A 7,260-nucleotide genomic window follows, 5' to 3' on the forward strand; every position below is an offset into this window, starting at 1 on the left:
TTCCAAGCGTCCGTCCGGATTCCCCAAATGGTCAATAGTTGCCCAAGACCATGCCTGCAATCAAGAGCCGGGCGGGACCAAGTGCACGGATGTGATAGTGGTCGCAGTCCTTAATCAGCCCTGTGCCGGGAATTTCCTAGGCCCGCTGGGGAAGCAATTTCGCATCGTCCAACAATTCCTGCGCGTGTGCCTGGGCAGATTCTGAGTCCTCCTGCCCGGCCAACATACGGGCAAGCTCCTTCACGCGCTCGTCGTCGTCCAGCAGTTGCACATCGCTGGAGGTGAATCCGGTGGACGTTTTTCCGTCGACGCCCCGAACTGAGGTTTTGGTAACCCGGATGTGCTGATCAGCGAAGGCGGCAACCTGCGGCAGGTGCGTCACAACGAGGACCTGGACGTGGCGGGCCAACATGGCCAGCCGGCGCCCGATCTCGACGGCGGCCCGTCCACCCACACCGGCGTCCACCTCGTCAAAGACGAACGTAGGAACAGGATCCACCGCCGCGAGCACCACCTCGATGGCCAGCATCACCCTTGAGAGTTCACCGCCGGAGGCTCCCTTGCCCAGTGGACGCGCCGGAGCGCCGGAGTGTGGCTGGAGGAGGAAGGCGATCTCGTCAGTCCCCCAGGGGCCAAGCGATCCGCTGTCCTCTATCTGGATGATCAACGTGGCATCCGCCATGGCCAAAGCCTTCAACTCTGTACTCACGCGGGCTGAGAGGTCCTTGGCCGCCTTCAGCCGGGCCTTGCTGATCGCTGCGGCCTGCTTGCGCAGGGTAGCTTCGCTCGAAGCCACCTCGGCATCCAAGGATTCGATGCGGCTTGAATCGTCCTGCAGCTCGTCCAAACGCATCCGGGCCGTAGTCGCCCACTCCAACACCTCATCGATGCTGGGGGCGTACTTCCGGATCAGTTTGGCCAAGGCTGCGCGGCGTTCCTCAATTTCAGAGAGCCGCTCCGGGCCTTCAGTGTCCAATGCAGCTTGGTAGCTGGACAAGTCAGCGGCGATATCGTTCAGCAGGAAACCAACTTCTGCAAGACGTGCAGCAGCGGCCCCCAACGCCTCATCGTGTTCTGCAACGTGCTCCAGCGTCCGCTTGGCCGCATCCACCATCGATGTGGCATCGCCGGCATCGCCGAATTCCTCGGCGATGAGCGACTCATGTGCCGCTGCCGCTGCGAGCCGGAGTTCTTCAACGTTGGCAAGCTTTACGGCCTCAGCCTTGAGGGTCTCATCCTCACCAGGCTGGGGATCCACGTCATCGATCTCTTTGAGAGCGGCGTCCAGCGATTCCGCCTCACGAAGCCGTTCCCGCGCTTCGCTGCGAAGTGTCTCCAGCTCGGCCTGAATGGACTTCCAGTGGTTGTACAGGTTCTGGTACTCCCCCAGGACCTTGGCCAGCGGTGCACCAGCGAAGCGATCCAGGGCGTGTCGCTGCGCGGTAGCGCTTTTCAGCCGGATCTGATCCGACTGGCCGTGTACCACCACCAGGCTCTCGCCAAGTTCGGCCAGAACCCCAACCGGTGCCGCCCGTCCCCCAACGTAAGCCCGGCTGCGGCCATCGGCACCAACGGTGCGGGCCAGCAGGAGTTCAGCGACGCCGTCGAACTCCTCCGCCTCACCGCCGGCCTCCTTGGCCCGCTCTACGGCGCTGTGGCCTGGATCAAGCTTCAGGACTGCCTCCGCAGAGGCAGATTTGGCGCCGCTCCGGACTGCGCCGGCATCCGAACGAGCACCCAGAAGGAGCCCGACGGCGGTCACCACCATGGTCTTGCCGGCACCAGTTTCACCGGTTACGACGCTGAGGCCGGGCCCTAGCGGCAGGGCGGCATCGGTAATGACACCGAGATCACGGATTCGGAGTTCTTCAAGCATGCTTCACTTCGCATTCGTGGGGTCGGATGGCTCACCGTGCCCCGGGTTCAGGGACGTTTCGGTATCCCGGAGATCACTCGCGTCCCGGGGGGTAGGCAAAGGAGCCGGTGAAAGTGTTCGAATCACGGGGATGGGGCCGGTGTGGACTTCCCCTGAGCGGGGAGCCGGACCACGCCAGCCGTGGATGGGAAGCTGGAACTTGCGCACAAGCCGTGCCGAGAAAGGAGTCTTATGTGTCCGTGCCAGGCGTACGGGCGTGGCTGAGCGGGTCACCTCAACACGGGCTCCCGGAGGCAAGTCAACGGAGCGCCTGCCATCACACCAAAGGACGCCCAAGGCATCCGTCCGGTTCATGATTTCCACAGCCAGCTTGGATCGCGGAGACACCACCAAGGGTTTGGCAAAAAGGGCATGGGCGCTGATCGGCACAATGACGAGCGCCTCCACCTCAGGCCACACCACCGGCCCACCAGACGAAAACGCGTATGCCGTCGATCCCGTTGGCGTCGCAAGGACCACGCCATCACAGCCGAACGAGGTCAACGGCCGTTCATCCACCTCAGTGACGACTTCGAGCATCCGTTCCCGATTGGCCTTCTCAATCGCGGCCTCGTTCAAGGCCCAGGTATGCCAGATCTTCTGGCCCTTGATCCACACCTGGACATCGATCGTCATGCGCTCTTCAACGGTGTACTGGCGGCTCGCGATCCATTCGACCGTCTGGGCCAGGTCAGCACGTTCGCTCTCTGCAAGGAAGCCCACATGGCCGAGGTTGACGCCCAGCAAGGGAACGTCCACTTCCCGCACAAGTTCCGCCGCGCGCAGGATGGTTCCGTCGCCACCCAGAACCATCACCAATTCCACGTCTTCCAAACTCACGTCGTCGTGGAGGATCTCAATGGGGGTATCAACGGCACCAAAGAAGCGCTCGACATCTGCCAATTCTGACTTCTGAAGGACCGGCACCAGGCCCGACGAATGCAATTGCGTACAAGCATCCCACGCCGCCCGGAGCGATTCCTCCCGCCCTGTGTGGGCAAGGACAAGTACATGCCTGCTCATCGGGTTCTGCTTTCTAGTCGTTTGGCCAGAGGTTCTTTATCAATGCAGCAACGTCCTCGTCCCGCTCTTCGATCTTAGGCAACACAGCGGACATCCTGCGCTTCATCCACAGGAAGTACTCAACATTTCCGTCCTGGCCCGGGAGCGGGCTTGCCGCAAGGCCATGAAGTTCCAGCCCCGCATCAACTGCAGCGCGGGCAACCTGGGCCACCGCCCGGCGTCGTTCATTCTCGGAAGACACGACGCCCGTGCGGCTTAGCCGCTCCTTGCCGACTTCAAACTGCGGCTTGACCATCAGGACAAGGTCTCCGCCAGGTTCCGTGCAGGCAGCAAGGGGGCCCAGGACCAACGTCAGGGAAATGAAGGACAGGTCTGCGACAGTCAGGCTTGCGGTGCCACCGATCTGGTCCGGCGTCATATACCTGACATTGAGCCCCTCATGGACTACCACCCGGGGATCATCGCGGAGCAGCGGCACCAGTTGGCCATGCCCGACGTCGACCGCCACCACTTGCGCGGCTCCCTGCCGAAGCAGCACGTCCGTGAAGCCGCCAGTGGAGGCTCCGGCGTCGAGACACCGGCGACCGGATACTGCTACCGTCGGAAACGCGGCCAGCGCGCCGGCCAGTTTGTGCCCGGCGCGGCTCACGTAAATGTCCTCAAGGTGGGATTGGACGTCCAGGTCTGTGTCGGCGTCCACTTGCTGGGCCGCTTTGGCGAAGACAACCCCGCCTGAACTCACCTTGCCGTCGCTAATGAGCTTGGCAGCGTGCGTCCGGGACCTCGCCAGCCCTCGGGTGACGAGTTCCTGATCAAGTCTTGCCATTCGCTAATTCTCGCCTTCCGGGCGGGTACGAGCGGTATCCCGGTCCGCTACCGGCGGCAGGCCGGGCTCAGCATCCAGAGCCTCCAGGAGGGAGTCATGAATTGCCGTGTACAACCCAGCGTGGTCTGCCACCGGAGCCCCATGAACGCCCTCCAGCAAGCCAAGGGCGCGGTCGACAGGGACGTCGCCGGTGGCTTCAAGAGCCTCTGGCCAGCGCACAGGGGGCCGTTCAGCCTCAGCTTCCGGGTAATTGTTGGCCTCGGTCATCCCACCAGTCTAGTGAGTTCGCCATTCCAGCTGGGGCGCCTGAGCTACAGCAGTGTCCGGAACCTCAGCCCACCATGCCGCGCAGGCAGCACGCCACGCGTCGAGGTCATCCTTATCCCCGGTCAACGTGACCTTGCCATCCTCAGCAACTGCTGACGCTGCACCGCAACGGTAAGTGCCGGCGTCGTTGACGATTTCCGGGTAAGGGGCGTAAAGGTCCCCCAAGTCTGCCAAAAGGTAGTCCGGACGCTCTTCCGTCCGGGCAGCTAGAATCGACAGCGTCGTATCGACGCCGGTGAGTACCGCCGCCGTCGAAAATCCCGCACGGTTGCCGCCCAGGATGTCCGTATCCAAACGGTCCCCCACTACCAATGGGCGATCAGACTTCAGGCGCTTGGCAGCAGCGTGGAACAATGGCGCCTCCGGTTTACCGGCCACCATCGGCGTCTTGCCCGTTGCGGCCGCAACTGCAGCAACGAGAGTACCGTTGCCAGGAGCCATACCGCGCGCCTGCGGGATCGACATATCCGTGTTGGTCGCAAACCACTGGGCGCCACCGGCAACAACATAGGAGGCCTCAGCGAGGTCCTTCCAGCCGATCTCAGGGTTGAAGCCCTGGACAACAGCTACCGGCGATTCCGCCGCACTATGCACGGGCTTGAGGCCCACCAGTTCGATCTCGTGGGCCAACGCCGCACTGCCAGTAATGAGCACGTGAGCCCCCGCAGGCAGCATGGAAGCAAGCAGCTCCCCGGCAGCCTGCGAAGAACTGACCACCTGATGATCCTCCGCAGGCGCCCCCAGTTCCCGCAAGTGCGCGGCAACCTGGGCCGGAGTACGCGAGGCGTTGTTCGTCACGTAACCCAACCCGACGCCTACGGTCTCCAGGCGCTGCAGCGACTCCACAGCCCCGGGAATTGCATGGGGACCTGCGTAAACGACGCCATCAAGATCGGAAAGAACCGCGTCAAAGGACGAAATGAGCGAATCAGCCATGCTGTGAGTCAGTGCCCTGTTCCTCGGTGGATTCCGTGTGTGCTACTGCTTCTTCTGATTCGTCAGCTTCTTCGGCTTCGTCAGCTGAATCAATGTCCGACTCGGCGTCGTCCGACTCGAAGTAGTCCGACTCTGCATCATCAATGTCAACGTCGTCGTGTTCGGCGTCTGCAGCAGCCGCCTCCGCGATCACCGTTTCGCTTTCCGGCCTCACGACGTCGGAATCCTCGCCGCGCTTCTCGAAGCGTGGCTTCCGCGCAGCCGCTGCTTCTTCCTGCTCGTCCCAGCCGAGGTCAAGAATTTCCGGTTCGGCGAAGTCACCAACGCCGAGGGCATTCTCAGCTACCAGTGCCTGACGAGCCCACTTTTCGGCTTCCTCAGTGCGACCCACAGCAGTCAGTGCTTCTGCATACGCGCGGAACAGACGGGGGCTGTAAGAGAATGCCCTGTTAATGTCCAGCTGCGGGATCTCAAGCTCGGCTACAGCAGCATCAAGTTGGTTGAGGTCAGCACGGGCGCCCGAAGCCACAATCGCCAGCTCTACCTTGCCCGGAGCATCCAGATCCTGCGCTTCAGGAGACCGGACCATGTCAAGTGCACGGTCAGGGCGGCCAAGGCCACGCTCACAGTCCGCCATGACGGGCAGGTGAACGTTGGATCCGCTGATGCGGCGGTACGTACGGAATTCGCGCAGCGCTTCGCCATAGTGACCTGCAGCGTAAGCCGTCAAGCCAACAGCTTCCCGGACAGCCGACAGCCGGCCACCCCTGCGGCTGGCGGCCAAAGCGTGCTGGAAGGCCAACTCGGGCTCGATGTCAATCAAGCGGCCAGCCATGACCAGGTGCTTCGCCACCCAGCCTGCGCTCTGCTCTTCGAGGGTCTTGATCTGGTGCCCGGTGGCGCGGTCAAGTTCCTTGCCCGTGACATCCTCATCGATCTCCGGAGAACGTTCGCGGTCAGGGCGGTTGGCGCTGCGAATGTCCTTCGCGTTGGGAACGCGGGCGGGACGGTCTTCCCAGGAGTTGGCACGGTCATTGTTGAAGGGACGACGCTCGCCGCCACGCTCGGGACGGTCACCGAACGGCTTACGCTCGCCACGGTCATTGCTGAACGGACGACGCTCCTCGCCATCACGACGGGGGCCATCAAAGTTCCGCGGGCCACGCTCAGGGCGGCTACCGAAGGGCTTACGGTCACGATCGCCGCCGAAGGAACGACGCTCGCCACCGCGCTCGGGGCGGTCGCCGAAGGGCTTGCGCTCGCCACGGTCGCTGTTGAACGGACGACGCTCACCATCGCGCGCGGGACGGTCACCACGGTCATTGTTGAAGGGACGACGCTCATCGCCATCACGACGGGGGCCATCAAAGTTCCGGGGACCACGCTCGGGGCGGTCACCGAASGGYTTRCGCTCGCCACGGTCACTGTTGAACGGACGACGCTCACCATCACGGGCCGGACGATCACCGCGGTCACCACGGTCACCGCGGTCACCGAACGGCTTACGATCACGATCGCCACCGAAGGAACGACGCTCACCATCGCGGGGCGGGCGGTCACCGAACGGCTTGCGCTCGCCACGGTCACTGTTGAACGGACGACGCTCACCATCGCGCGCCGGACGCTCCCCGCGGTCACCGCGGTCACCAAAGGGCTTACGATCACGATCGCCACCGAAGGAACGACCCTGCTCACTACCGTCGCGATTCTCCCTGGAACGGAATCCGCGAGGGTCTCCACCGGAGTTGTTGTTGGGGCGGAAAGAACCGCGCTCACCGCGATTCCCGCCAAAGTTTCCGCGGTTGCCGTCGCGATTGCCGCCGTTGTGCTCAGCCATGGTGGATTCCTCCTGTTGCGAGCCGACCACTGGCGCGTGCGTAGTCGCTCATAACCCTTATTTCGTTGTCACGCCGTCTGCAGCACTGGGCTGCCGACTCGTATGTCTTATGCAATTCTAGGCGACAGCGCCTCAGGCGCCGAACGTCAAGGCGCCTGCAGGGGCATCCCGTGGCAAGTCTCACAGCCTTGTTGGCGCTGCGCCTTTTGGGGTCTTAAATGGGGGAAGCCCCGGCCGTGGTGGTCGGCCTGACTTGGCTCACGGCTCGTGGCTTCGGGGTGGGCCGAGGCTCTGACCTGCGGTGATGTTGGCGGAATGCTGCTTTTTCACGCACTAAAGGGGTTTTGTTCTAGTGTCACCGGTGTGGTGTTCATCAGGAGGGTGCGGACGGCCTCG

Annotated in this window: 7 protein-coding genes; 1 reads left to right on the forward strand and 6 read right to left on the reverse strand. The window is 63.1% G+C overall.

Going from position 1 to position 7,260, the window contains the following annotated elements; all coding sequences use genetic code 11:
* Positions 1-136 precede the first annotated feature (136 nt).
* Genes recN through AB4Z15_RS13120 form a run of 6 tightly spaced genes read right to left on the reverse strand, consistent with a single transcriptional unit; the run spans position 137 to position 5,862 of the window.
* Positions 137-1,876 (reverse strand): DNA repair protein RecN, encoded by a 1,740-nt coding sequence (gene recN / locus AB4Z15_RS13095; RefSeq protein ID WP_442017614.1) that lies wholly within the window; start codon positions 1,874-1,876, stop codon positions 137-139.
* A 3-nt stretch (positions 1,877-1,879) separates the two neighbouring features.
* Positions 1,880-2,938 (reverse strand): NAD kinase, encoded by a 1,059-nt coding sequence (locus tag AB4Z15_RS13100; protein ID WP_442005628.1) that lies wholly within the window; start codon positions 2,936-2,938, stop codon positions 1,880-1,882.
* Positions 2,939-2,951: 13 nt separating this feature from the next.
* Complete coding sequence (locus AB4Z15_RS13105) at positions 2,952-3,764, reverse strand: TlyA family RNA methyltransferase (RefSeq protein ID WP_442017615.1); 813 nt, start codon at positions 3,762-3,764, stop codon at positions 2,952-2,954.
* A 3-nt stretch (positions 3,765-3,767) separates the two neighbouring features.
* Entirely contained in the window at positions 3,768-4,031 is a 264-nt protein-coding gene (locus AB4Z15_RS13110; RefSeq protein WP_442017616.1) for a hypothetical protein, read from the reverse strand.
* A gap of 9 nt (positions 4,032-4,040) precedes the next feature.
* Positions 4,041-5,027, reverse strand: coding sequence for an HAD-IIA family hydrolase (locus AB4Z15_RS13115; protein ID WP_442017617.1), 987 nt, complete (start codon positions 5,025-5,027; stop codon positions 4,041-4,043).
* The gene (locus AB4Z15_RS13120) at positions 5,020-5,862 is read right to left on the reverse strand and encodes a hypothetical protein (protein ID WP_442017618.1); all 843 of its coding nucleotides are present in this window, start codon (positions 5,860-5,862) and stop codon (positions 5,020-5,022) included. Before AB4Z15_RS13120 ends, AB4Z15_RS13115 begins: the two co-directional genes overlap by 8 nt.
* Before the next feature lie 6 nt (positions 5,863-5,868).
* Here AB4Z15_RS13120 and AB4Z15_RS13125 point away from each other — a divergent pair, with 6 nt between their 5' ends.
* A complete protein-coding gene (locus AB4Z15_RS13125; protein WP_442017619.1) occupies positions 5,869-6,918 on the forward strand; it encodes a hypothetical protein in 1,050 nt (349 codons plus the stop codon).
* Positions 6,919-7,260: the final 342 nt, after the last annotated feature.

It is taken from the genome of Paenarthrobacter sp. 2TAF44, from assembly GCF_052114885.1.
In the GTDB taxonomy this organism is placed as follows: Bacteria; Actinomycetota; Actinomycetes; order Actinomycetales; family Micrococcaceae; genus Arthrobacter.

What these genes read in the sequence shown, in the direction of transcription:
- recN (WP_442017614.1), bottom strand. Translation starts at nt 1,876, where the DNA reads ATGCTTGAAGAACTCCGAATCCGTGATCTCGGTGTCATTACCGATGCC.
- AB4Z15_RS13100 (WP_442005628.1), bottom strand. Translation starts at nt 2,938, where the DNA reads ATGAGCAGGCATGTACTTGTCCTTGCCCACACAGGGCGGGAGGAATCG.
- AB4Z15_RS13105 (WP_442017615.1), bottom strand. Translation starts at nt 3,764, where the DNA reads ATGGCAAGACTTGATCAGGAACTCGTCACCCGAGGGCTGGCGAGGTCC.
- AB4Z15_RS13110 (WP_442017616.1), bottom strand. Translation starts at nt 4,031, where the DNA reads ATGACCGAGGCCAACAATTACCCGGAAGCTGAGGCTGAACGGCCCCCT.
- AB4Z15_RS13115 (WP_442017617.1), bottom strand. Translation starts at nt 5,027, where the DNA reads ATGGCTGATTCGCTCATTTCGTCCTTTGACGCGGTTCTTTCCGATCTT.
- AB4Z15_RS13120 (WP_442017618.1), bottom strand. Translation starts at nt 5,862, where the DNA reads ATGGCTGGCCGCTTGATTGACATCGAGCCCGAGTTGGCCTTCCAGCAC.